Below are 26,062 nucleotides of genomic sequence, written 5' to 3' on the forward strand. Positions count from 1 at the left end.
GATGGTTTTGCGCGTCTGTGCGGAATAAGCGCGGAAAACGCGCTTATTCCGACGCCACCGAGTAAATAGGCGCAATAAAAAAAGGGGAAAGCTTTGCTTACCCCAAACCCAATAACATATAAATTCATATGAAGAAAAATTCCCGCTCTAAAGGAAATTGGAAGCAGGACTTTCATCATTGATTGCAGTAAACCGTCATGTAAACATGACGGCTCGTAACATTTACACTTGTTTATTTTTATATTGCGTAGGCGTAAATCCGGTGTGGCTCTTAAACAATTTGCAGAAATAACGGTAGTCGGAAATGCCTACTGCCCCGGATACCTCGTAAATTTTCATCGTCGTCCGTTCCAACAATTCGCTCGCCTTTTCCATTCGTACGCGGCTCAAATAATCTGAGAAGTTCTCGCCGACCTCCTGTTTGAACATCTGACCTGCGTAAGAGGGGTGCAGTTGAACAAGCTTAGCAAGCTCTGCCACCTGCACATCCTCCTTGTAATGCTCGCGAATATAGCGAATCATCAGTTGAACTTCCTTGCGCATCGATGCTGACGGAAGAATCCGAGTGTTCAACCATTCGTTTACGGCTTGAAGCATTTTTTCCCACCATGCGCAGTAATCCGTCCACGTTTCTAATCGATCGATCCCACTTAATCGCTCGACAACCGAGGCTGGAAGTTTTACAAACCCGGGGTGAAACATTTGTCGTGTCATACGCAGCAGATCCTCTGGATGAATCGGGGGACTATAAAGCTTGGTTATGACAGACACACTTTCTTGGAACGCTTCAGCGTCCTCCCGCAGCATCGCTTTTACCACAGCAGCAATCCACTCACGGATCTGCTCCTCATCGAATCGCCGGAATGTCGACGCATGTTTGCCTACAACAGCCGAACTCGGCTTATAAAAGTAAGCAGCTAGCCCATCAAGTCCTTCGCGTAACCCGTCGGCAATCTGCTTTATGGTCAAAGGTTGCTTGCCAAGTTCCCGTATCGGACCGACATGAATAAAGCTCTTCACGGGAGCAAATTCCCTTAAAGCCTCCAGTGCTGCCAACGCTAGCTGGTTCATCTTGAAGCTTTCCAGAAGCTGTCTGGATCCGATCAGCAGGCACAACCGGCTTTGCCGTATCGGCAGCATCACCATCCGGTTGCCTTCACCGAGCATGCGCGGGTCCAGTCTCTCCTCCAATACTTCGCCTACTTGTTTTTGGAGCTGAACAAGCTCCTCCTCCGTTAGCTCAGCTTGCTCGGATCCCGCAGGGACACTCCAGCCTATGGTCAATCCCGCCAAATAACTGGCTTGGGCCACCCCTTCGAACCACTCTTCAGGAATCGTTCGAGCTTGGATACTTCCATCTTCGTCCACCAACCGCTCCGTCCACTGGCGCTTCCTGGTCCATTCCTTTTCCCATTCCAGCTTACGACGCATCTCCAGCTTTTGATCCACATCCATCTCCTGCTCAATCTCTTCAGCCACCTTGCGGCAAGCGTCCAGAATTTGCTCGGGAGTCTGCGCCAGCTTGATCAAATAGTTATCCACACCTAACTCGATCGCTTGGCGCGCGTATTCGAACTCGCCATAAGCCGTCAGGATCACAATCCGGATTCGCGGCCACCTCTTGCGCACATAGGCAGCTAGCTCTAATCCGCTCATATTCGGCATCGTAATATCCGTCAGCAGTAGATGCGGCATATCCCGTTCTATCATTCGGATCGCTTCTTCGGCTCCCGATGCGGCTCCCATAAACGTAAACCCCGCATCCGACCAAGGAATCCGTTCGGAAAAGCGTTCACGTACCCATTGTTCGTCATCCACCATCAGCAGCTTCAGCATGGCACTTTCCCCTTCCGCTACATTTATTTCTCTCGAAGTTCTCCTATCGGAAGACGAATCGTCACCGTTAGCCCCTCATCCGGCTCATTATGAAAATGCAGACCATATGGATAACCGAAAGTCATGCTAAGCCGTTCTTGCACATTGCGCAGCCCCAGATTGTTCAATCCTTTATAAGGATTCGGCGTCCCCGTATCTTCCGTCAGCAAGGCAAGCTTCTCCGGAGCAATCCCTGGTCCTGTATCCGAAACCTCAAGCACTACACTATCGGTCTCCGTATTTTTCCCCGAGACAATGATATGATTAACCTCTTTTTTCGTGAGCCCATAGAAAATACTGTTCTCCACCAATGTAATCAGCGTTAGCTTCGGGATAGCCGTGTTAAAGTAGATCTCCGGGACGGCAATGTCCATCTCGAATACATCCCCGTACCTGAGGTTCATAATCTGAACATAGTTTTCCAATTGCCGAAGTTCATCCTCAACCGTCACAATATCTCCGACCTTGTCCGTTGAATATTGCAGAAGCCCCATTAGCGAGCGAATCATTTCACACATTTCATCCGTTTGTCCGGTTTCCCCCAAGCAGTATATCGCATTAAGTGTATTATTAAGAAAATGGGGGTGAATCTGCGATTGGAGCACCTTCAGCTCATGATGCCGCTTCTTCTCCTCCGCTACCCGCAAGTCATCAAACAAGGACTTGATATTGCCCATCATGCTGTTGAAACCGTCGGCAATATGCGTGAACTCATCATTGCGCTTCAGTTTGATCCGAGCTTCCAATTCGCCGCGCGCAGCTGCCTTGAATTGTCGGGTTATGGCTGTCACGGGCTTGCGGATGTAGTTCGTAATCCACACGGATACGATAACTGCCAGAATAATGGCGATTAGCAGCACTAACACCAGCTGTTTCTTGAGCGAGTCCAGCAAAGGAAACGCCTGCGATTCCTCGATGACGGAGAAAACAAACCAGTCCCAGCGATTTTGATTACTGCTAAGCACTGTATAGTTTCCAAAAGAAGTGTGAACGGTGTTGTAAGCCGTCCCGCTCGTCAAGGTTAAGGCTTGCAAGGCATCCTTCATTTCCAAATGATCCTGAAACGTCTTCGGATATGCGAGATACGTGTTCGTCGAGAGATAATCGCCTTGGCCCGTAAACAGATAAATTCGCCGCTGCTCGCCTTGAATAATCTGCGGACCGGTTAGCGCATTCAAATTCAAATCCAGCGCAACGACGAGGTTACTGTCGATTTGCTTAGAAACCGTAATAACTGAACGCTCGTTGATTGAATGTGGGGGACTCCACCAGAAGCCAGTTTTGCTTGTCTGCGTTTTAATTTCCTCGATTCGCTCGGGAGTGATATAAAATCGATATCCATAGGGAGAGCTAATCTTCACTTTGTCATATTCGATCAGATAAATACTATGAATCTGTTCTTGATGGTAAGTCATGATATTATCGATCAGCTCCATATAGTCGGCTTCGTCCATTTTATTGTATAGAACCGGATTAGAGAGAAAGATCAGTTGACTTTGTATGGAATTCATTAATGTTTTGATATAATTTTCAACCTGCACGACGGAGCCTTGCAGCACTTCTTCGTTATTTTGCCTGATGGGCTCGAAAAGCCGCTGGTATCCGAAAATGCCGATCACCAGAAAAAGTACGATTACGGATAAAAAAGTAAGGATAAACAGCTTGGTGCTGACACTGGAAGTGAAGCTTTTTCCTGTTATCCGACGAATCATGCAAGATCACTCCCCTATCCTATGAGGATACAGCAAAGCCCCCGATGATCGAGGGCTTGTGACTTTCAAATAGTATAGCATGGCCAATACTTCTTTGTACCATAATCTTTCATATTCAATCATATGCGCTTACCATTACCCCTTGACGGAACCTAGCAATGCACCTTTGACAAAATATTTTTGCAGGAACGGATAAATGATCAGAAGTGGTAATGTCGCTACAACAACTACAGCCATCTTGATCGTTTCAGGAGGCAGCGCGTCGAGGGCTAATGAATTAATCGACAGCTCAGAGCTGACATTCGGCGCTTGAATCATGCTTCTTAGCACTACCTGCATAGGCATAAGCGTTTTGTCGGAAATATAAAAGATACCTTTGAAATATTCGTTCCAATGTGTAACTCCATAGAACAAACCAATCGTAGCCATGATGGGTGCCGATAAGGGAAGGACAATGCGAAATAGTGTCTGTATATCACTGCAACCGTCTACTTTGGCTGCCTCCTCTACTTCCGCCGGGAGGTTTTCAAAGTACGTTTTGACAATCAATAAGTTAAAAGTGGAGACCATTCCTGGAATAACGAGTGCCCAGACCGAATCGTACAATCCAAGACTGCGAACCATAATGTAAAGTGGAATAATACCGCCGCTAAAAATCATTGTGAATACGAGCGCCATCAGGATAAAATTACGGCCTGGAACAGACTTCTTGGATAGCGGGTATGCCAGCAGTGTGGTGACCACAAGATTCAAAGTCGTGCCTACAACCGTGATGAATACGGTAATTTTCAACGCCTGTGGAATACGTGCGCTTCCGAATATTTCTTTATAAGCCTGAAAAGTTAAATGTTCGGGCCAAATAACGAAACCACCATTCTTCATAACTTCAATATAAGGAGTCAACGAAACAACAACGACATAGTACAGCGGAAACAACGTGACGAGGGCAAACAGGGTCAGAACGGTATTAATAGCCGCATCAGCAACCTTATCCCCTTTTGACTTTTGAAGTACGAATGACATCGTAATACCCCTCCCTTTCCAAAATGCAATCTACCATATGCCGGAACCCCCGACTTTCTTAGCCAGTTTGTTTGCACCTATAACCAAAATGAGTCCTACCAAGGATTTGAAAACACCCATAGCTGCCGCAACGCCAAACTCCAGACGCTCGAAGCCATATCGGTAAACCCATGTATCCACAATATCCCCGACATCATACACCCGGGCATTCAAGAATATGAAAACCTGATCGAAGCCTGCATCCAGTATGCCGCCGATTCTAATAATCAGCAGGAGCACGAATACATCACGGATACCAGGCAGCGTAATATGCCAGAGCTGACGCCAACGTCCTGCACCATCCACGACGGCAGCTTCATAAAGTTCCTGGTTGATGGATGCCAAAGCCGCCAAATAGATGATGGCTCCGAATCCGGTATTTTTCCAAATTTCTGAAAGTACCAACATCGGTCTAAAGAAATCCTTGTTCGTCAATAAATCAATTTGTCCCCAACCCATATCGCGTACAAACGTACTGATCAATCCGGAGCCTGGAGCAAGGAAAGAAAAAGCTAATCCATACACAATAACCCAGGATAGAAAATAAGGCCCGTAAGTAATGGTTTGTACCGCTCGTTTGAACCAAAGCACCCTCACTTCATTCAGCATAAGAGCCAGAATAACATCAGGCACCATGTTGCCCACAATTTTGTAAACACTGATTAACAGCGTGTTTCTCATAATTTGCAAAAATTCAGGATTATCGAAAATAACTCGAAAATTATCGAAGCCGACCCAGGGACTTCCCCAGATGCCCTTCATCAAGTTGTAGTTCTGAAATGCAATCAAGGTTCCCACCATAGGAGCATAATGGAACAGAATATAATAGACCAGTCCAGGTATCATCATGAGGTAGAACCATCTGCTGTGGTAAATGCTTCGTAGTTTACCTTGCCTCACAGGGCGTTTAGCTGTAGGTTTCTCTTTAAATGCAGTTGTGGTTTCCGCCATCGCCATATCCTCCTAGCCGTATCTCTGTTGGAAGGCAGAAGGAAACCCATGAACAACCCAGGGTTCCCCTCGATGCCTTGACATGTTTATTTAAAATCGTTCAGTTTCTTATCTTTCAGAACAGAGTTCAACTGTTTGGTATACTCTGTGAAAATTTCTCTTCCTTTGAACTTGGTCATCAGTTCTTCACGGTATTGCGGCCAATTTTTACCGCTCTTGTCTTCAAGAACTGCTTTGGCATGGAATTTGCTCATTTCTTTGCGGAAATCCCCAATATTGATGCCTGCAGGAGGAACTAAGCTTACTGGAGGCAATGCGTTATGTTTCGGGAATCCTTCAACTGTTTTCAGAATCGCACGGTCATGCTCGGAAACACGGGAATCAATCAGTTCAAATCCAAGTACATTAGGATCTTCCGGTGTAAATGCAGCATACACATTCAGCCAGTTACCTGCTTTAGCGATATCCGCTTCGAAAGCTGCAACATTTAAAGTTATCTTGTTGCCAGATTTCGTGTAGTGCTTACCTTCTTGCCCGAAGTGGCTCAATAAGAAGCCTTCTTCACCAGCAAGCCAGTTGACGATTTCCAAGGAACGCTTCACTTTGTCCGGACTCTTATCTGCTGTAGCTTTACTTATCAATAACGTGTCTGTAGGAACGTTGTATTTCCACATGATCGGTTTGTCTAGCGGGTAAATAGGCTGCCAATTGGCTTTTGGATCAAGAGCTTTCGCACGGTTTTGTACACTTGTTGCAACACTGTCCAGCGCCACTGTTTTGTCGCCTGGCGTGAAGAACATTCCGACTCTGCCTTGAGAAGCTTTATCCATATGAGCTGGCGGCTTGTTCAGGAACCAGTCGGGATCTACGATTCCAGCTTTGTTCCATTCCACCACTTGATCGATAACACCTTGTACTTTAAGATCCGTACGATTGTCTACATAGCTGTTGTCGACGATCATGAAGTCAGCCACAAAACCGTTGTTCAACCATTGCGGGAAGTCGAAAGGAAGATTTTGTCCGCTGCCTGCTGCTGTAAAGCCATAAGTATCCTGCTTGCCATTGCCATCCGGATCAGCTTTTGTGAACTGGGTTAATACGTTGGTCAGTTCCTCGTAATTTTTGGGAGACTTCAACCCCAGCTTATCGAGCCAGTCTTGGCGAATATACCAGGAAGCATAGGTGTTACGTGAAAAAGGCACCATACCGCGAGTGAACTCACCCTGTTTGAGTTGATAAGCATCTACTTCTTCTTTCGTTACCCACTTGAAATAATTAGGCATCGTTTCTTTCGTAATGAATGTGCTCAGGTTAGCGGTTATACCGTCGTTAATGTACTTTTGGGACTCGGCACCACCGGCGATGAATAGATCAGGAGCGCTTCCGCCCGCCAAAGTAGCATTCAACTTGTCATGATATTCTTTACCTGTCACCATATAATCGATTTTCAAATCCACGTTAAATTTCTCTTCAATCGCTTTTTTGACGAAATCTTTGTCTGCGGAAGGCAGTGTCACATTCCCCAAATTTCCATTCATGACGGACCAGTTAAGCGACAGCTTGGCTGGTTTAGCGTTTCCTGTTGCCTTTGGAGTTTCTGTAGTTGCTTTGTTGTCCGAGCATGCTGTAAGCGCAAACATTGTAGCTAGTCCTAGCACTACCAATTTTTTCATTTGATATACACCCTCCTGTTTATATACTGGCCGTAAACATTTACCCCCTGTAAAAGCTAAATGATGACGTTTACTTGACTTCATTATAGGTCCGCCCAACTAGCGAAACTAGCAGACTATTTCAAGAAATAGTGGTCATAATACAGAAATGACTCTTTAATTTACACAATAAAAATGCAGCCCTATGGACCGCAGTCTGATTTAACGTTCCTGATAAATTGTAATACGCTTTGTCATTTATTGCCATCATGCAATTCCATGATTCCGAGTTATTCGTTTCTAAAAGGTGTTTTTTCTGTTTTTTCGACATAAATTTGCTAGCCTACTGCATAAAAAATGGCATATAACAGAAAATACCAATAAAAAAGGAATGGGTGAAACACGCAATGCTGATTACGGATGCCAAGGACATTGAGGAATTAATCTCGCTCTCTAAACGGTCCAGTGACTTCATGATAAGTACGATTACGTTCACCCATCCTCCGCTGAAGATTTGTTATTATCAGACATTAATCGATGAGAAAATACTCCAACAGCATGTGTTCCATGCGTTGGAATCTCAGAAAGCTAGTAGTTTTGAACTTAAACATCTAGAAGAAATCAAAACGTACCTCCCCATTGACGGCATCCAAATTACAGAACAAATCGATGAAATCCAATCTAAGCTGCTTAAAGGGCATGCCATTATCCAACTGAATGAGAATGACCCGATATGTGCGTTAGTTCCGTTAACAAGTAAAGAAGGTATGCGCAAGAACAATGATACAGAGAATGAATTCAGTGTTGTCGGACCGAAAGTAGGTTTTGTCGAGGATCTGGACACGAACCTTCATCTGATCAGAACCCAGCTTAATATACCAAATCTGATTGTGAAGATAATGACGATCGGGAGCTTGTCCAAATCCAAAGTAGCCATTATCTATATAGATGGCATTACGAATAAAGAAAATATTGCTACGATAGAGCAGAGGTTAGGGGGTATCGACTTTGAAGTGGTGTTCGATACGGCGCAATTGGATCAGATCATTTCCGACAATTCACTATCCCCTTTCCCCTTATTTATCTCCACGGAACGCAGAGACCGGGTAATCTATTCCTTGATTTCAGGCCAGGTAGCGGTGATAAGCGATGGATCTCCCTATTTTATTACCGGACCTTCGACGTTGTATGATTTCTTCATCTCTCCAGAAGATTATTATTTACCATGGATGCTTGGTTCTTTTTTCAGGGTGATCCGAATCCTTGGCGTCGTATTCTCGCTCTTTGCATCAGCGCTATATGTGGCCATTACCACTTTTCATTACGAGGTGGTTCCGAGGGATCTGCTTGCTCCTCTTATTTTCTCAAGACAATTTGTACCGTTTCCTCCCATTATGGAGGTTCTTTTCTTGGAGATAACGATAGAGTTTCTTCGAGAAGCTGGGGCTCGATTGCCGAGCAAGATCGGTCAAACGCTTGGCATTGTTGGTGGCATTATCGTTGGACAAGCTGCCGTAGAAGCGGCTTTAACCAGTAATATTCTCATTATTATAGTCTCTTTATCTGCTTTAGCCTCCTTCGCAACCCCTATCTACAAGATGTCTAACACCATACGATTTCTTCGGTTTCCCGTGATTATCCTGGCCGCTTTATGGGGAGGCTTAGGCTTGTTTATCGGAATCTGTTTTATACTCGTTCATATCACTCGGCTTAAGTCCCTAGGAAATCCTTATACAGTACCTTTATATCCTTTGCAGGTAAAAGACCTGAATGACAGTTTCATAAGATCCTCTTACGAAATTACCAATAAAAGGCCGAAATATCTGAAACCGGAAAACATTTTAAGATACAAGCCTAAAACTGCCAAAAAGAAAAGTGATTTTGATGAGGAGTGAGTTTGCATGAGAGGAGGATCTTCTGGTTATAGTTTCTATAAAGCCGTTATAGCTCTGACCTCCTGTTTTATTGTAACTTCCTGCGGCAGCCAGCAAGTCATAAATAAGATTAAGATGGTGCAAACCGCTGGTTATGATATGGCGGGCGAGCGTGTAAAATGTTCGATAATTTTCGCAAATTACAAAGAGAAAGGTAAAACGAATTTACAACTCATAGAAACGGAGTCCGATTCTGACTTTGATATGATACCAAGATTAAACACGAAGACGAATAAAGCTATTCAATACGGTCAGATGGGGATGGTGTTATATGGGAAAAACTTTGCGGAGCAAGGTCTCGGCCCCGTCTTAGAAAGTTTCTATCGAGACGCCAGGATTTCAGGCCGAGTCCAGCTGGGAGTATCCGAGATGGATGCTTCGGAAATGCTCGCTGTCGCAAACAAGTCACAGGAAACTTTGTATTTAATGAATATGATCGAACAGAATATGAAATCAGGCAACTTGCCACAAATGAACTTTAAGACACATCTGTTTAATTTTTATGGTGAAGGACGGGACTTTTTCTTGCCTTACTTCATATTCGAGCGTGACGACATTAAGATTGATGGGTTAGCCTTGTTTAAAGATGATAAATTTGTAACCAAGGTGGGGAATCGGGAAGCTTTTATTCTGAAACTGCTAACCGAAAACTCTCGAAACGGAAGCTTACTGATGCCACTGAAAGGGTCAAAATCAAGGCCTCATGATTATGTGCTAATGAAAAGCGTAACTTCGAAAGTTAACTATAAATTCATTTCTATGGAACCAGTCCCCTCCATATTCATACAGCTTAAGTTAAAGGTAGCTGTCAAAGATATCCCAGATTGGTTGCACTTGTCATCGAAAGAAGAATTTTCACTTTTTGAACAGCAGCTGGGGGAATACATAAAGGAGGAAGTTGACGACTTCATTTCGCTTTGTAAGTCGAAGAAGGTGGATCCGATCGGCTTTGGTGACTTTATCAGAAGCAGGTCCAAGTCTTGGAACGAAAAGGACTTTCAATCCTCTTATCCTTTGTTAAAAACGAAGATAAAGATTGACCTTGCCATTGTTCAAAGCGGTGTCGGTCAGTTATAAGCAAAGTTTGCATATACAGGGAGGACTAGTCCATGAGTAGTGCAGTAAATGACAAATTTACCGTTTCTCCTTTTCTGCTCTACTTTCTGCTCTACGTGAGTATAGTAGATGTCGGCATGATGAGTTTTCAACGCGAATTAGTGAATGATGCAGGATACGATGCTTGGATCTCTGTCCTTATTACGGGAATTAGCATTCATATCATTGTCTGGATGATGTACAAGATTTTTTCCAACCAAAATCAAACGAATGCAAGTATTCTCTCCATGAACTGTGCCTGTTTCGGCAAAATGATCGGAAACGGGTTGAATCTTGTGATCATTCTCTATTTCATCCTCGGTGCATTCGTTACGTATAGAACGTACATTGAAGTCATTAATGTTTGGATATTTCCCACGATGCAAATGTTACCCCTCAGTCTGCTTATTCTTGTTATCATTTATTATACGGTGTCTGGAGGCTTCCGAACCGTTACAGGGATCTGCTTCTGGGGGGGCATCAGTATATTTTTATTTATTGCACCGTTAGCTCTCCTGATCGCACCATATATGCATCCTCAAAACTTATTACCATTATTTAACCATTCAGCCGCGCAAATCCTTGAATCTTCAAAAACGATGGTACATCAATATTTAGGAGTCGAGGTTTTACTAGTCGTGTACCCTTTTATACAGTTACAGGCTAAGTCGCAAAAGTGGGCGCAGTTAGCTGTGCTAACCTCGACCATGTTGTATCTTTTGATCTTGGTGGTTGCATTCATGTATTTCAGCCAAGGTCAGATCTATAAAACGATATGGCCAACACTTAATATGGTCTCAATACTTCAATTTCCGCTTATGCAAAGATTGGAATATCTCGTTATCTCTATTTGGTTTATCAAAATGCTTGGCAATATTTCAATAAGTTTGTGGGCTGCTTGTCACAGTTTGAAACTTTCTTTGCGGACGAAGCCTCGTACCAGTTTGATTATTTTTCTGGTGTTATTCGTGATCATACAGTTGTTCGTCAAAGATCGAAACAATATTAGAGTGGTAACTACAATGTATGCGAATGTAGGGTTTTATTTCATCTACATCTATGTTCCGATTGTGTTTATCATGACTTTGGTTAGGAAAAAACGCAAAGTGACAAAGCAAGGGCAGCCTACTTCTAGCCGATGATGAACTTATTAACTAGGCTGAATACAATCAAATGCAAAAAAAGCTAGCCTGTTAAGGTTAGCTTTTTGACTGCTGACTTAGCCACATGTCGTATTCTAGAAGCATCGGACGAAAGCGCGAGAACCCATTCTCGAACAAGGACCGATATTGCGCGTTTCTTAAAGGATCAGGCACGTAAACTTGTGACTCTTGGGCTGGTAAAGCATCTATAGCTTCCTCGAAAGAAGCGTACACTCCAGAACCGACACCCGCCATTAAGGCTGCGCCAAGCAGTGTTGCTTCCGGTAAATTCGAATGCTGCAGCTCGATGCCGGAGACGTCTGCTTTTATTTGCAGCCAGTGTCTATTCTTGGCGCCCCCACCTACAACAATCAATTTGTTGATGGGCTCTCTCCCTACTTTTTCGGCTTCCTGCCGCAGCCATTCCATCTGGTAAGCGTTTCCTTCCAATATGGCCTTGAACATCTCGCCTCGACTATGACGCGTAGTAAGTCCAATCCAGCCCGCCTTTGCCAAGGCATTCGGAGAAGGCGCACCGCAGCCTGACAAATAAGGATAGTACAGGATACCGGTCGGAGCAGGAGCAACCTGATCCAACATGCCCAGAATCTCCGAATAAGATAAATCTCCTTTATCCAATAGATCCCGCAGCCATTCGATGGAGCCACCGGAAGCCGAGTGACCGCCCATCCAAAACATGTGATCCGGCAAAGGATGGCGTCCAAAGGCAAGTCCGGAACAGTAATCGGCTTTCCCAAGCGCCCTTATGCCGAAATGCCCCACCAACGTTTCCGCAGTGCCCATGGAATTATAGACACGACCAACCTCTGGCTGACCAATGGTCAAGGATGCACATACATGATCGTGCCCGGCAAGACAAACGGATGTTTCAGGTCTTAAACCAAGCCCCAGGCTTACTTCAGGCAGTACGGTTCCTATAGAAGTTCCCGTTGCAACAACAGGTGGAAAATGACTTTCCTCAAGTCCAAAATGCTGGATTAGCGGCAGATTCCATACCCACTTATCCATGCGATACACGAATGTTCGGGCAGCGAGTGTTTCCTCTTCCGCAAATTTTCCTGTAAGTAAGTATGCGACAAAGGAGGAAACGGATAACCAAACGCTGCCTTCAAGCGCCTCGGGTTGCGTTTCCTGTATCCAAAGCAGCTTCGACAGCCCTTGCTTAAACGACGGATGAAGTCCGCTTTGGCAAAACTGCTCGTAAGTATCAATTTCACTTTTTATCCGCGCCTCATACGGTACGGCACACGTCTCAAACCAAGGAATAATCATCGTCTTGGCTGCGCCCGTTTGGCGATCCACAAGCAGCCCGCTTTCAGCCATACTGGTTATGCCCACTGAACGAATAGAGGGAATGCCCGCTCCAATTACCACTTCGTTGATAAGATCAACCACTGTGTTCCACAGATACTGCGGATTATAATAAACATAACCCTCTACATGCTCGTGCTTCCGGTTAGCCCTAATTGCCGTAGCCAGCAGATTTCCATTTTCGTCAGCTACTCCTGCTTTAATGTTCGTTGTTCCTATATCCAGAGCTAAAAACAAAGTAGCCACCTCATCCTGAGAAAGTTCCCGCAGTCACAATCCGATGGTAGGAGCCGCGTCCCAGCGTACCTTCCCTCATGACCCACGGAGCATCGAAAAAGAGCCGCTGCTCATCCAATTCCGCCAAATGGTTAACGCTTCCAGATAGAAAGTCTTGAATTCGCTGTTAGGCCGTCTCCAGTCGGGATAATACGCCTCCGTATCTGATGTCAATAACTTCCCAACCGAATGGTGTGTTCTCGGCTAACCATATACCAGGCGTTTCATCAAAGGCGTTGAGTGCTATAAAATCGTCCCAATTTCCTCCGGTACAGAATGCAAAGCGTTCAGCCAGCTTCGCCTCATCCACCTTCTCCGAATAGCCATGCTCCGCAAAAAGCTGCATGCCGGCTAAACCGGTAAACACACTTGTCTCTGCGCCATTATCACCCCACATGGTAGCAATGACATCTCGAACTCCTTCCGATTTGCAAGCGTTCAATGCGGCTAAAGTAGTAGCCATCGTCTTGCCGTAATTGGGAGCAACACTGCCCCAAGTCCAAATGCCACCGGCAAAAACAGGATCTGAGCCGAAAGCTCTGTGTTTCTCAATAAACGTACGGTAAAAGGCTTCGTTATCATGGTAATAATCCCAATAGACGTACTGCACATTCTTTGGCATATCTGCTATAACATCCGGTGAAATATGGCCGTTTAAATCGTAATAATTGCCTGTTATTGAGCCTAGGCGGAAATACATGTCACTCCAAATCATCGGTGAAAGTCCGAACTCACCACAGATATCGACAACATGCTTCAAGTGTTCATTCATGATATCAAAACGTTTGCGGTAGCCGTTCTACTCCAGATAGCGTCCAAGTCCAAGCTGATGGGCTTCATCCATCCCAATATGAATGTTTTTACTGCGAAACGGAGCCGCCGCCGCCTCAATTAAATGGCGGATAAACGTGTATGTTTTCTCACTGCCAACTAACAAAATATCACTGGTATCGCGGATATCACCAGCGTTATGATAACAACGTCTTTGTTAGCTAATACGGGAATACCCGCTTCCCATTGGGTCGTCTTGTCCATGTCATCTCTCCTCCACATGCAGGTATTATTCCGATACGGAAAGAACAATGTTCAGCTTTTCTTCCAACATCGGAACGTCTACTTCATACAAATGCTCGCTGATAAGTAAGACTGGAAGCGCCTTGCCGTTCATCTGAGCAGAAACACGGCTGTGTTCCGACACGAACCGGAAAGCACCGCCTTCTTTGAGTTGAAGCGCTAGTGTATAATCTACCGATTGCACATAGCTAACCGCATCCATTGCGATATATTTGTTCGTCAAACCAATTGGTGTCACAGCACCCTCTGAAGGAATAATCAGGTAAATCGCACATTGACCAGGCTGCAACTCGAAAGCATGCTGTTCGCCCCGACGCATGATCTTCATCTCACCAGAGAAGTGTTCATAGAGAACAAACGCATCACCTTCCAATCCTGGAACGTCGGACGGGCCTACCGTGCCTTTGACTGAATCCGTATATTTACCAATATGGAATGCAGCAACGACACCGGATGACTTGGCGATATTCCATAGCTTGAGCGGTACGGTTTCCTTCGTAGGATCAAGGAACAAGCAATCAGCCGTTGGGTTCGGCGTTTGCTCACAGCGAATAATTTTTCCATTGTTATAAATTAATGGCCATATTTTCGAAGCATCGGTGCTGCCGAGGGCATCACTGAAATAGATCGGGCCACCGCTGACCGAGCGGAGTACGGCATTTTGAATATCATCATGATTCTTAGTCCAGTACATATCCCAGTCACCATAATAAAAAGCACCGTGATAATAGGAATTATAAGCATTTTGCAAGGCATGTTCAGCGAAGCCAAATTGATCTTGGGGAACGAAATCATCACTGTTGCGTGACACAGAGGACTTAGGACGGTGCCACATATTTTCCGCAGCCATCCCCATGCAGTTAATAATTGTATTGTTAAAATGTAGTGCCGCAGATGCTTCCAGCGCTTCATGCGCAGCTGCTGCAGCCTCACCGATCGACCACTCATGCTTCGTAAAGTTCAAGACGGCGCTTTGGCTGTCTACCTTCACAAAATCAATACCTTGACGCTCCAAGAAGGAATGCCAAGCATGCCAGAAACCAAAGCCACGGCCCGCATCCGGATAAGGAATTAGGCTCCCTTTGGCATTGCTGTATAGATAATCGCTGAATTGTTTCGCGAGTGGGCTATCCGGATGAATGCCGCCCCAATAGCCGGCAATCGTATGCCAGACTCCGACCCAACGAATGCCATACGTTTCTTTGAGCTGACGAACGGTTTCCGCGAGTCCTTGAGGAAATTTCTCTACATCTGCCTCAAAGGAGGACAACTTTTTGTCTAACGTCTGTGACCATCCATCGTCAATCATTACCCATTGTACCGGCAAGCTAGCAGCCTGCATCTCTTCGGCTTTTACCAACAGACCTTCTTCATTGACCTGATGGTAGAACGCATCCCAGCTGCACCAGCCAAGAGAGTCCAGAATTTCGGGATAGGGTTTTCGTGAACGAGGCAGCGTCGGGTAATCAAGGGTATGCAGCGCAGCTTCCACATGTCGCTCTACAAGCTGGTAAGGATCAGCACCCGCACCTAATACAAACGATAATGACTCACACTTCGTTCTCCCGCCTTGATGCGATGAAACACGAATTTGCAAGCCTTCCTCTGTACCGCACACATCCGTTCGAAACACAGGACCGCATACAGGTAACAAATGATAGAATGCCGATTCCTTACGCCAAAGCAGCGATTGTGTCCGTTCAGGTAGCGTCGACCAGTTTGGGTCAAAATGAGGTCGTGTCCACCAGTCTTTATGCTGATAATTGGCCATTAAACCATCTATATTCGTCATTCCTTGCGTATGAATGATGATGCCATTCTGAGCGGCAAAACAGAGCTGTTTGCCAAAATCGTTGGCGTTTTTCATTTCTCCCTGCACCGATGTCAGTACAAAGGATTCATAACAGCGGAACTGTAAATGAACAACAGCAGTGTCCGCTTCATTCGAATAGGTTACTTTCGTTTCTGAGTAATCACCGAGATGATCCGTTCCCGCAGTCTTTTCGCTTGCTCCGCGCAGAAGTGGCCATGCCGGACCCGAATCTGGCGTCACGGTAATACCAATACGGCCCAGAACATCCTGCAAGCCGCTTGAACTTAGATGTTGAAGTTCGAATTCATTTAGTTGAAACATAGGGGGCCTCCTTATAACCGTTGTTGTTCAAATTCGTGAAGTGCTACGGATAAGCTGGCGGCATCTCCGACATTATCCTTTAAACCCGAAGGAACAATTCCGCAAACACCTAGTGAAATCGACAGCGCCTCGCGTTTTAGCTCCTCCATAACAAAAGGGGCAAGCATGGACTCCTGCCGTTCATAAATACTGCCGATGACGATGGTATCCGGATTGAGGATATCAATTAGGATCGCAAGACCTCTGCCTAGCTGCCCACTTACCTTTCGGATGACCAACATCGCCAGCTCATCGCCAGCGTGCGCGGCTTCAAATACATCTTTCGCGGTGAGCTCTTGGAGCTGATCCTTTGCATTTGGAAGAATCGACGAGTTTCCTGCTGTGAACCAGTCTTCCGCCATCTTTTGAGCCAGCCGGGCAATACCGCCACCGCTGCAAAAGCCTTCGAAAGAACCTGGTTTCCCATAGCCTTGAGGACCCTCCTCAGCTAAACGGATATGCCCAACCTCGCCGGCCATATCGTTCGCACCCGCATATAAGCGGCCATTTAGGATAAGACCCGCACCCATTCCGGTACCAAAGGTCAAGAAGATCATATTCTGGGAACCTCGTCCGGCTCCCCATTTCCATTCAGCTAACGCACAGGCGTTAGCGTCATTTTGCAATCCGACAGCTACATGGAAACGTTCTCGAAAAGGGGTTAGCACATCAATATGGTCCCAGCCAGGTAAATTGGGCGGCGATAGCACGAGGCCATCCTTACTGCTTAATGGACCGCCACAGCTAATGCCGATGGCTTGCAGATTACCTTCAGGGTTGCGTTTCTGCAGCTGCTCTAGCGCGTCACCAAGCTGCATAAGTGCTTCTTCCGGCGTTGCCGGAGTGGGAAAGCTTATTTTATCTAAGATGTTAACGGTCTCTCCAGCCGTTATGCCAAGTACCGCTGCACACTTCGTACCTCCGATATCAATGCCACCCAGCAGAAGATTCATACGAAAAATGCCTCCTCCAGCATCATGCATAGCACATGGTAGATGGGAAGATGGCGTTCCTGAATGTCTGGTGTTGAACGATAAGGCACGCGGATCGTTACATCGCAAAGTTCTTTTAAGCGACCACCGCCTTCACCCGTCAAACCAATGGTATAGACACCAAGTGCTTTGGCAACTTGCACCGCGTGTACAATATTAGCCGAGTTACCCGATGTACTGAATACAACGAGTGTATCCTCTGGCTTACCGTAGCCGTATACCTGCTGCGCGAATACCATGTCAGCCGCCACATCATTATTGAAAGCTGTTGCAAACGCTGTATGGCTGACAAGTGAAATGGCCGGCAGCGCACCTTGCAATTGATCAGCCAAATACGTTCCCTGATCTTCGCCATGAAGCATCATTTTGTCACTTTGCTCCTTGGGCAGCTTGCGCGGTGACATAAATCCTTTCATCAACTCGCCCACAACGTGTTCACAATCAGCTGCACTTCCTCCGTTACCGGCAAGCAGCATTTTGCCTCCCTTTTCAAACGACATCCTCATAGCTTCAAATGCCTCTTGGATCGATGAACGACACGGTTCCAAGTCTGGATATTTCACGAAAAGCTGCTTCAACGTTTGACTCATACGTCAATCTCCTCCTAATACAGGTTATGTTTGTTTCAAGTGTTCAATAGCTTCTATGAAAAAGGGTTCGCTGCCAAAGCTGCCTGATTTCAACACCAAAAAGCGCTGCGGCGTTTGGATCGTTAAACAGGATGGCAATCCTGGCTCAATTTCTCGCCAGATGCTAAGTCCGCCAATGCCCAGCTTATCGCATACGGCAGCGGACGTTTCCCCTCCAGCGATGAGCAGACGTTGCTGCCCTGTCTCATCGACGACCGATTGTATGACGTCGGATAGCGCCTTCGAAACGATAACGGACACTTCCGTATTGCCGTAACCGAGTTCAACACCCTTTACTTTCGTCGCCGCCACCTTGTGCGGACTATTCGAGGCGTGAATGAGTACGTCCTGACCGTCCTTCAGAAATCTCGACGCTTGTTCGACCAATTGCTTGCAATGTGCCTGCTTTTCAACAGGGTTAAATAAGAGCAGTGATTCAAGCTCTAACGCTGTCAGGCCATGCTTTTTTGCATAGGTAATTTGTGCAGCCGTTTGCGGCATTAAGCTGCCTGCGGCGCATAATACAGCTGGGCGTCCAAGCGCTGGCAGCTTATTCTTAACACCCATTTGTACGGCATTCGCCTTTTCTAACAACGCCAGCTCCTCGGCCAAAGCTGAGCTTCCGCAAATAATCGGCTCATCCTGAAGCGCTTGCGCAATAATTTTCAGTGACTGCTGATCACGGACATCGAGGATGACATAGGTGAAGCCTGATTGCTTCATCACTGCAATTTGCTCCTCTAAGATAGAAGCACCCTGTTCTACAATATGAATGGGAATAAGTCCTACTCTGCGGTCTGTTTGTGATTGTAAAATATCGACTAAATTAGAACTGAGCATCGGATGCACAGGATCGTTTCGAAATTCGGATTCTTCCAGTTTTTTACCATGCACATAATGAATGCCATTCAAGGTAGTACGTCCATTTTTCGGAAAACCAAGCACTACTATGCCAAAAGATGCCTCAAGTGCATCAAGCATGGCATCAAATTCTGTCCCGATATTGCCTCGGAAAACAGAGCACGTTTTATTGATAAAACGTGCGCACCCAGCTTCCTGCAGCCGCTTCGTCATCTGGTACACCTTCGTGTAAGCATCATCCGGCGTATCTAATCGGGAGTGCGTGTCGAGAACAAGCACTTCCGGATCGGCGCCACTGCTCTGTTCTCTCCCAGTCCACGCCTCCATCGGGTAAACATGCGTGCTGATGCTTGCCTTAGCGTACATGATGCCGATGTCATTAGCCCCTGTAATATCGTCTGCGATAATACCAATCAATCGGAGAACCTCCTTCTTGGCCTATAGCCCGACTCGTTCAAGAAGCTTTGAACCACGTCTTCTGGCAGCTTGCGCAGGGAAATCCCCGAACTCTTCGCCATCACATACATCTTGCAAGCCATTTCAAGTGTGTGCATGGCCATGCGTGCTTCCTTCACATTCTTGTCATAAACAAGCACACCGTGATTTTCGAGGAAAAGCACATTTGCTTTGCAAGCCTTCTCACGCACTGCATCACCAAGCTCACGTGAACCTGGATGAAAATAAGGAACGCGTTCTATGCGTTCCAAATAATACATCGTTTCAACAAACCATTCGGATGGCAAATGTTCTGCCGAACAGGCTAGCATCGTGCTGTAAAAGGGTGAAGCATGAAGCACGGCACCTACATCAGGACGAGATTCATAAATGGCTTGGTGCATGGGCACTTCTTTGGATGGCTTCTTCCCTGCTGCTGAGGACGATGAGCCTCCCTCAGATAAAGAGCACTCAACGAAGTCGTCTTCGCTGAGTTCCCCTAGGTCTGTACCGCTTGCTGTAATCAAATAGTGGTCAGCTTTGGTCCGCGCACTGATATTGCCTGCGTTTCCCCAAGCCAAGCCGTTATTCAGCATGTAACGCCCGGCTTCCTGCAGCTGCTGCCAAACCGATGCCTTCATCTACTCCACATCCCATTCCAGCATATTGGTTTCTTTGATCGGCAATTCCGGATTCTTCGGCACGCGGAAGGTTTTGATCTCGCATGGTTTAAAATCTGCCTTAATGACACGCTTCCATCTAGGCAGCTCGATCTCGGCTGACGTAGCGGATTTATTCGTTTCATAGACACGAACAATGAGGTCCTCGTTATCTTCGGCTTTCTTGATCGCACTAACAACGATATTGTCGCGGTTTACTTTTACATAGGAATCGGTTTGCGCAAGCTCCCCTTCATGGAACGATTCAATAACCGCAATCGGCTTGCAGTTAAGTTCTGCTGCACGCTTCACCGTACCTGCATGCTCCCACGTACCTTCATGAGGCAGCAAGGAGTAAGAGAAACGCTGAATACCCTGATCGATAAAGGAATACTCACCGTTCGGATCTGGTTCATAAGGCACATGGTGTGCGTAAATAGGACTTCTCAGTACAGTCAACGCCATGTCTTGGTTATGAATGCTATAGCTGTATTTCGCATCATTCATTAGGCTGAGGCCGTACATGATGTTGCCTTTTCGAGTCACACCCGAGTAATCAATCCACGTTAATCCTGGTTCTTCTTCGCCGTTATGTTCACGTTCAATCGTACCGTAAGGTATTTCATAGGTTTGCTTACTAAAGATGACATTCACTGGGAAAACCAGCTTCAACATTTTGAAGGACTCGCGCCAATCCACCATCACCTGCACATCAATTTGATCGCGATCCGCATACATGGCGAAATCTTGAACTAGCTTTGAGCTGCCATACTCACTCACAACACGGATGACCGATTTAACGGGGCCGTGCTCGACACGGAACACCTTTTTCGCTTTGAACGTACCTGCCTTCTGGTTAAAATGCAGGACATCATGGCTCCAAGTATCCGATTTATCATCCAAGACGATGGGCTTGGCTCCATCTCCTTTAAACACTTCATGATCGACCACTTTATCATGCAGGCTCTTGATGTAGCCTGTTTCTTTATCGAACTCCAAGCGGAAACGTTTATTTTCCATGACCAAATCACTAGCTTGGATCGGTTCACCAACCGATTTGTGCGAGGCTGACTCAGCCACCAATTTATATACCCGATATCCCATGGAAGGCAGATCAGCCATAAAGCTAAGACGGAAACGGCCGTTTGCAGACGCTTGCGATTGTACCGTCTGGAATGGCACCGGGTTCCCTTTGTCATCAAGCAATACAGTAGTGGGTTTGATGCCTCCTACTTCAAGCTCAACGTTTACACGGCTTTCCCACGTATGAGGGTTAAAAACAACAATCGGCTTCATGGTTACATCTTGCTCAATGTTTATGTTCCATGACAAAGATTGAACCGCATAATTAAGGGAACGATCCGCGATAGCCATGGCTTCCCCGTACAAATACATCGCGTCTTCATAAGCAGACTCCAAGCTGGTTCCTGCCAATATGTCATGGAACTGATTAAAGAGCACATTTTTCCAAGCTTGCTTGAATTCTGCGGGATAAGGTTGACCAGTGATCCATGAAGCGAGCGCCGAGTACTTCTCTGCGGCCATTAAGCGATTCTCTGCTTTACGATTCCAATGCTTAATACCAGAATGCGCAGCGTAGCAGCCGCTAGCATGGTGCTGCAAATCATCATGAACGACCGGCAGCTTTAAGTTCTTGCTCTCCATCTCTTTGAAATACGCATCCGGCGTTGCAAACTCCAGCTTAGGCAGCGATGGATCCTCGTTCATGCGGCGAATACTCTCGATATTTTCCTTCGTTGGGCCGCCCCCATGATTGCCAACGCCATAGAACAGCATCAACTCGTTAAGCGGCTCTTTGAATTCGCCCAGGCAGCGGCGAACATGGTTTTCCAAATCCTTGCCCCAAGACAAATATTCATACATGATGCGGAATGTCATGACTTGTGAGCCATCATCCGATTCCCACATGAACAGACGGCTTGGCAGCCCTTTTTCATTCGGCATCGGACGCATCATCACGTAATAATCCATCCCGCTCTTCTTCAGAATTTGCGGCAGCATACCGTTATGCCCAAAGCTGTCTACGTTATAGCCAACTTTAGCTGTTACCCCGAACTTCTCTTTGAAGTAATGTTGACCGTACAGCCCTTGACGGACGAAGGATTCCCCATTCGGAATGTTGCAGTCAGGTTGAATCCACCAACCGCCGACAATATTCCAGCGTCCTTCCTGCACGCGCTTTTTGATCTCCGCGAACATCTTAGGCTCGTTATTTTCAATCCACTCGTACATCGCAGCAGAGCTGGAAGTGAAAATAAAATCTTCGGACTCTGTCATCCGGTCTAGAGCAGAACGGAATGTAGCCTTCGCTTCTTGGAATCCTTCCTGCCATTGCCATAACCAAACCGGATCCAGATGTGCGTTACCAATCATATAGAGTTTGTTATCTTTCATTGAGAGAATCCCCCGATCTATTTGTTAAAAACATCCGCTTTACCAGCGCTGTTCAAAAAGTGCTTCATTTTTTCCATCACCGTTTGAGTAACGGCATCACGTCCGACTTGCAGCATATCTGGCGCTAATTTTTTACATTCTTGATTGGTCATCCGTTCTTCGCGTCCAAGTGCTTTAAGCAGCGAAAGCTCCAAATCTGTTGCGATATTCACTTTGCTAACACCGCCGCCTGGCAATTGGTAGGCTCTGCGCATCATTTCAGGTGGTACGCCCGAACCGCCATGCAGGACAAGATGAACAGGGGTCAATCTGCGAATTTCCATCAGGCGGTCATAATCGATTTTGGGCTGCTTCACGACATACACGCCATGTGCGGTACCGCAAGACACAGCAAGCGCATCAACACCGGTAATCGCGACAAACTCAGCCGCTTCCTGTGGATTCGTATATAATTCTTCATCTTTATCCGTTTCTACGAAGTCTGTTGTGCCAATCATTCCCAGCTCGGCTTCTACGGAAACACCTTTCGTATGGGCATATGCCACAACTTCCTTGCTAATCTCCGCATTTTCGGCAAAAGGTTTCTCCGATGCATCAATCATGACCGACGTAAAGCCCGCTGCGATTGCTTCTTTAATGGTTTCTAATTCCTTCGTGTGATCCAAATGCAGTACGACAGGAACTGTGATTTGCTGCTCCTTTACCTGGCGGTAAAATTCTTCTCCAAATTCGGCTGCCGTGATCCCATAACGAATCAATTCTTTATGTGAAATTTGAACAATCAAAGGTGAGTTCGCGATTTGGCCCGCTTTCAGAACGGCTGCAATCATGGGGGTATAACGCGGCGAGAAAGAGCCAATCGCAAAATGGTTCGCTTCAGAAATCTCAAGTGCTTGTTTTAATGTGATTACCGGTGAAGTTGGTGTTGTGTTTGTCATCGTTGTAATTCTCCTTTTAATAAAGCTTCTAGTAATGAGGTAACGCTATAGTTGATCCATGACTTGTTTAACCCGCAGCATACCTAAACGCGGGCTGCTGAGAAAACGAGCTTGTTCCTCTGGAGCAAATTGCGAAATCACGCGGGCCATAGAAGCCTGCGCAAGCAAAACGACATCCGTATTGGCTGCAAGGTTGCGGAGTACAGATGCGAGTTCTTCATCATGTCCCTTCTTATCTCCAGCGAGGAGCTTCTGATAAGCAGATTTTGCGACGACTGTATCAATTTGTACCGCTTTGCCAGCTTGCTCCGCTTTGCTGATGAGCATTCGTTTCGTCGGCTGCAATGTCGTTTCGAGCGTTGCCGCAACACCAATCTTGAGTGCTGAATTCACCGCCAACTCTGCCATCGGGTCGTCGATACGAATGATGGGAATACGGAGCTTAGGTTGTACGCGGGCAACCAGTTCACCAATAGACGAACAAGCGCTCAAAATGCAAGAAGCACCTGCTTTCTCGGCAATTTGAGCGTACTGAAGGAACCGCTCTTCTATCTCATTGATTTGCCCGCCATTCGCTGCGAGCTGCGGCAAAATGGAATCATCCACCCAGTTCATCACTTCAACCCCAGGCAGAAGCTCTGAGGCTAATGCTTTTAAACTTTCCACCGTTACAGGCGTTGTATGGATAATGGCTAGTTTTTTTGTCATCGAAATCGCTCCTTTGCGTGTTTGCAACACGTTATCTGGCATTTTGGGTACGTTCCCAAAAGTTACATAGGCTGCAACGCAGCCTACTTTACTCGCTCCACTTCAATTAACGATCGAATAAATCTAAGTCATTTTCATAAGGTAGAGATACCTGAGCCGCATATAAAATGAGTCCAATGCACCAAGAATGGGAAAGCGTCAGCATCATTCCCTTCGGCTGGAAGCAATTCGTATTGTAGAAACGTTCCGTTACCATACCTTTGTAAGCATTGAAGTCGCCATCTTCGCGCGCGATAAACTGCAGGAAGCAAGAAATATGATCTCGTGTACGATCTAGATAATATCGGTCTCCTGTATAAGTCCATAGCCGAAGCATCTCTGGTACAGCAAAAAGTCCATAATTGTGTAAATGTTGATTGGATGTTGATGCCTGATCCGCCCCGCGCGAACAGTAATCGTACTGTGCGAGAAGAGAATGCTTAGGAAATTGTAAATTGTAAGTCCAACGGAAAGTCATCATCCAATCCGCAGCACTAGAAGCAAGCTCCAGCCAGAGCGGCTGTCGATTGAATTCATACAACAGAACGTAGGACACGACCGCGTTGTATGCATCCTCCGAAGTCGGTGTTAAGTGGACGTCCTCGGGAGCGCCATACATATATTCGTCACGAATGAAACGTTCATAATAGCTTCCTCCCCGAACCGCAGCGGCTGCGAAGCCTTCGTCTTCAAAGTAAGCGGCTCCCTCCAGAAGAGCGGCAATCCACAGCATACCGCCTGCGCCATCCCACTCCTGTACTTCGCCAGTCTCACAATCATAGTAGGAGCCGAAGTTCCCATCGGAGCGCTGATGTTCCACCGCGAAGCGAAGATTGGAGAGGACAGCATGCTCCCATTCAGGATGCATGACACCTGCTTCTCTCTCAAAAGCAAGCGCCCGAACAAGGAACAACGTTGCTTCAGATATGGTTCTAGCCTGCAGCCACGTCTTTTTCGGATTCCAGCCCGCCGTCCAGCCTCTTCCGAGCTCCCATGAAGCCCAGAACGTTCCGCTCGGTGCAAGCCCTGTCGCGATTTTATCTATGACTCTGATGCCTGCTTCGATATAAGATGAAGTCTCTTTTTTCCTGCCATAAGTCAACAAGGCGTAGGCATAAGGCACACCGCTTACCCAACTGACATGCATGTGCGGTCGATCGCCCATTCCTTTGACATTGTTGTTAAACTCGCGGTCGAAAGCAGCCGTTTCTCTAAGAATGTCGTTCTCTTTATCATAGTGCCATTCGTACAAGCCGTGCGCCGTTAGTTCTGCTGCTTGCTCCAAGCCCATCCATGGATTAAGCCCATTTACTTGACGATGTATGGCATACATTTGACGAACGAAAGGATTGTAGCTGTGCGCGTCAGAAGTGCCTGCGTAAACATAGAAGTGAAGTTCTACTTTCTCTCCCGGTTGGAACGTATGCATATGCAAATCCGCTGGTGCTGGCACGGCATTCCCAATGAACGTAACAGGCTCCTCCTTGTAGGGAAAGTTAAGCCAAATTTCCGTCCCTGCTGCATTGCCTCGAAAGCCTAGACCACTAAGTCCAAGCGGGGACATTTCATCCGTACAAAGAGCCCCGCACATCCCGTCATTCCATGCGAATACAGCGGGAAGAGCTGCACGATCTGCACGAAATGACCAATAATCAGATACCATTTGTTGAGCTTCGCCCCCTTTAAAGTCATAGCGAGGGTAGGGGCGCAGATTTTTTTCGAAACGGTTTTCTTTATAAAAAGCGCCGGGAATCATCCAGTCCGGTTTGCCCGTTCCTTCAAGGCTGCAGCCAAACTGCAAATTGTAAGCAGAGGCTTGCTTGCCCTCGTATTGAACTTCCATGTGTACTTCGAAATAGTCGCAAATATCGCTCATCTGCTTCCAGCTTGATCGTACTTTAAAGCTTTCCGATTCCCCCGAAGCCTTCAGCCCCTCAGATGTTGACGTTATTTCATCGACGGGTACGATTTCCTGCTCCCCGTTCATGCCACTTGCCGATAACAATTTGGAAAACCGAAGACTTGCTTGCTGCTTGGAGTCAGCCGTAGTAATCTCAAATGCCTTCACTGCATGCTCTAAGCCGTTATCCGATATCTTCCACTGCATC

19 protein-coding genes are annotated in these 26,062 nt (G+C 46.4%); 3 read left to right on the top strand and 16 right to left on the bottom strand.

The window, feature by feature from the left end:
* Positions 1–222 precede the first annotated feature (222 nt).
* From QFZ81_RS22455 to QFZ81_RS22475, 5 genes are all read right to left on the bottom strand, one after another.
* Positions 223–1,836, bottom strand: a complete 1,614-nt coding sequence (locus tag QFZ81_RS22455; RefSeq protein ID WP_307604785.1) for a response regulator — start codon at positions 1,834–1,836, stop codon at positions 223–225.
* A 23-nt stretch (positions 1,837–1,859) separates the two neighbouring features.
* Positions 1,860–3,587, bottom strand: a complete 1,728-nt coding sequence (locus QFZ81_RS22460; RefSeq protein WP_307441314.1) for a cache domain-containing sensor histidine kinase — start codon at positions 3,585–3,587, stop codon at positions 1,860–1,862.
* Positions 3,588–3,722: 135 nt separating this feature from the next.
* Positions 3,723–4,610 (bottom strand): carbohydrate ABC transporter permease, encoded by an 888-nt coding sequence (locus QFZ81_RS22465; protein WP_307604787.1) that lies wholly within the window; start codon positions 4,608–4,610, stop codon positions 3,723–3,725.
* Positions 4,611–4,640: 30 nt separating this feature from the next.
* Complete coding sequence (locus QFZ81_RS22470; RefSeq protein WP_307441309.1) at positions 4,641–5,600, bottom strand: ABC transporter permease; 960 nt, start codon at positions 5,598–5,600, stop codon at positions 4,641–4,643.
* Positions 5,601–5,686: 86 nt separating this feature from the next.
* Complete coding sequence (locus tag QFZ81_RS22475; protein WP_307441308.1) at positions 5,687–7,273, bottom strand: type 2 periplasmic-binding domain-containing protein; 1,587 nt, start codon at positions 7,271–7,273, stop codon at positions 5,687–5,689.
* 386 nt (positions 7,274–7,659) lie between these two features.
* Between QFZ81_RS22475 and QFZ81_RS22480 the strand changes: the two genes are divergently transcribed.
* From QFZ81_RS22480 to QFZ81_RS22490, 3 genes are read left to right on the top strand one after another with little or no spacing between them, the layout of a single operon-like run.
* Positions 7,660–9,147, top strand: coding sequence for a spore germination protein (locus tag QFZ81_RS22480; protein WP_307604789.1), 1,488 nt, complete (start codon positions 7,660–7,662; stop codon positions 9,145–9,147).
* Between the two features lie 6 nt (positions 9,148–9,153).
* A complete protein-coding gene (locus tag QFZ81_RS22485; RefSeq protein WP_307604791.1) occupies positions 9,154–10,263 on the top strand; it encodes a Ger(x)C family spore germination protein in 1,110 nt (369 codons plus the stop codon).
* A gap of 32 nt (positions 10,264–10,295) precedes the next feature.
* Positions 10,296–11,423 carry a GerAB/ArcD/ProY family transporter gene (locus tag QFZ81_RS22490; protein ID WP_307604792.1) on the top strand — a complete coding sequence of 376 codons (1,128 nt, stop codon included), beginning with the start codon at positions 10,296–10,298 and terminating at the stop codon, positions 11,421–11,423.
* Positions 11,424–11,480: 57 nt separating this feature from the next.
* On the opposite strand, the gene QFZ81_RS22495 is transcribed toward QFZ81_RS22490, so the two are convergent.
* From QFZ81_RS22495 to QFZ81_RS22545, 11 genes are all read right to left on the bottom strand, one after another.
* Entirely contained in the window at positions 11,481–12,992 is a 1,512-nt protein-coding gene (locus QFZ81_RS22495; protein ID WP_307604794.1) for an FGGY-family carbohydrate kinase, read from the bottom strand.
* Between the two features lie 166 nt (positions 12,993–13,158).
* The gene (locus QFZ81_RS22500; protein WP_307604796.1) at positions 13,159–13,803 is read right to left on the bottom strand and encodes a hypothetical protein; all 645 of its coding nucleotides are present in this window, start codon (positions 13,801–13,803) and stop codon (positions 13,159–13,161) included.
* A gap of 288 nt (positions 13,804–14,091) precedes the next feature.
* Positions 14,092–16,239, bottom strand: coding sequence for a Sip1-related alpha-galactosidase (locus QFZ81_RS22505; protein WP_307604798.1), 2,148 nt, complete (start codon positions 16,237–16,239; stop codon positions 14,092–14,094).
* Between the two features lie 11 nt (positions 16,240–16,250).
* Positions 16,251–17,231, bottom strand: a complete 981-nt coding sequence (locus QFZ81_RS22510) for an ROK family protein (protein ID WP_307441296.1) — start codon at positions 17,229–17,231, stop codon at positions 16,251–16,253.
* The gene (locus QFZ81_RS22515) at positions 17,228–17,860 is read right to left on the bottom strand and encodes a D-sedoheptulose-7-phosphate isomerase (RefSeq protein ID WP_307604800.1); all 633 of its coding nucleotides are present in this window, start codon (positions 17,858–17,860) and stop codon (positions 17,228–17,230) included. Before QFZ81_RS22515 ends, QFZ81_RS22510 begins: the two co-directional genes overlap by 4 nt.
* Before the next feature lie 24 nt (positions 17,861–17,884).
* Positions 17,885–19,177, bottom strand: a complete 1,293-nt coding sequence (locus QFZ81_RS22520; protein ID WP_307604802.1) for a four-carbon acid sugar kinase family protein — start codon at positions 19,175–19,177, stop codon at positions 17,885–17,887.
* Positions 19,174–19,836, bottom strand: coding sequence for a class II aldolase/adducin family protein (locus QFZ81_RS22525; protein ID WP_307441290.1), 663 nt, complete (start codon positions 19,834–19,836; stop codon positions 19,174–19,176). Before QFZ81_RS22525 ends, QFZ81_RS22520 begins: the two co-directional genes overlap by 4 nt.
* The gene (locus tag QFZ81_RS22530; protein ID WP_307441287.1) at positions 19,837–22,269 is read right to left on the bottom strand and encodes an alpha-mannosidase; all 2,433 of its coding nucleotides are present in this window, start codon (positions 22,267–22,269) and stop codon (positions 19,837–19,839) included. It abuts the gene before it with no gap.
* Positions 22,270–22,286: 17 nt separating this feature from the next.
* Positions 22,287–23,207: a class II fructose-bisphosphate aldolase gene (locus QFZ81_RS22535; RefSeq protein WP_307604805.1), complete on the bottom strand. Its 921-nt coding sequence runs from the start codon at positions 23,205–23,207 to the stop codon at positions 22,287–22,289.
* Positions 23,208–23,252: 45 nt separating this feature from the next.
* Complete coding sequence (locus tag QFZ81_RS22540) at positions 23,253–23,915, bottom strand: aspartate/glutamate racemase family protein (RefSeq protein ID WP_307441284.1); 663 nt, start codon at positions 23,913–23,915, stop codon at positions 23,253–23,255.
* A gap of 106 nt (positions 23,916–24,021) precedes the next feature.
* Positions 24,022–26,061, bottom strand: a complete 2,040-nt coding sequence (locus tag QFZ81_RS22545; RefSeq protein WP_307441282.1) for an AGE family epimerase/isomerase — start codon at positions 26,059–26,061, stop codon at positions 24,022–24,024.
* Between the last annotated feature and the right edge of the window lies 1 nt (position 26,062).

It is taken from the genome of Paenibacillus sp. V4I9, from assembly GCF_030817295.1.
GTDB lineage: Bacteria > Bacillota > Bacilli > Paenibacillales > NBRC-103111 > Paenibacillus_E.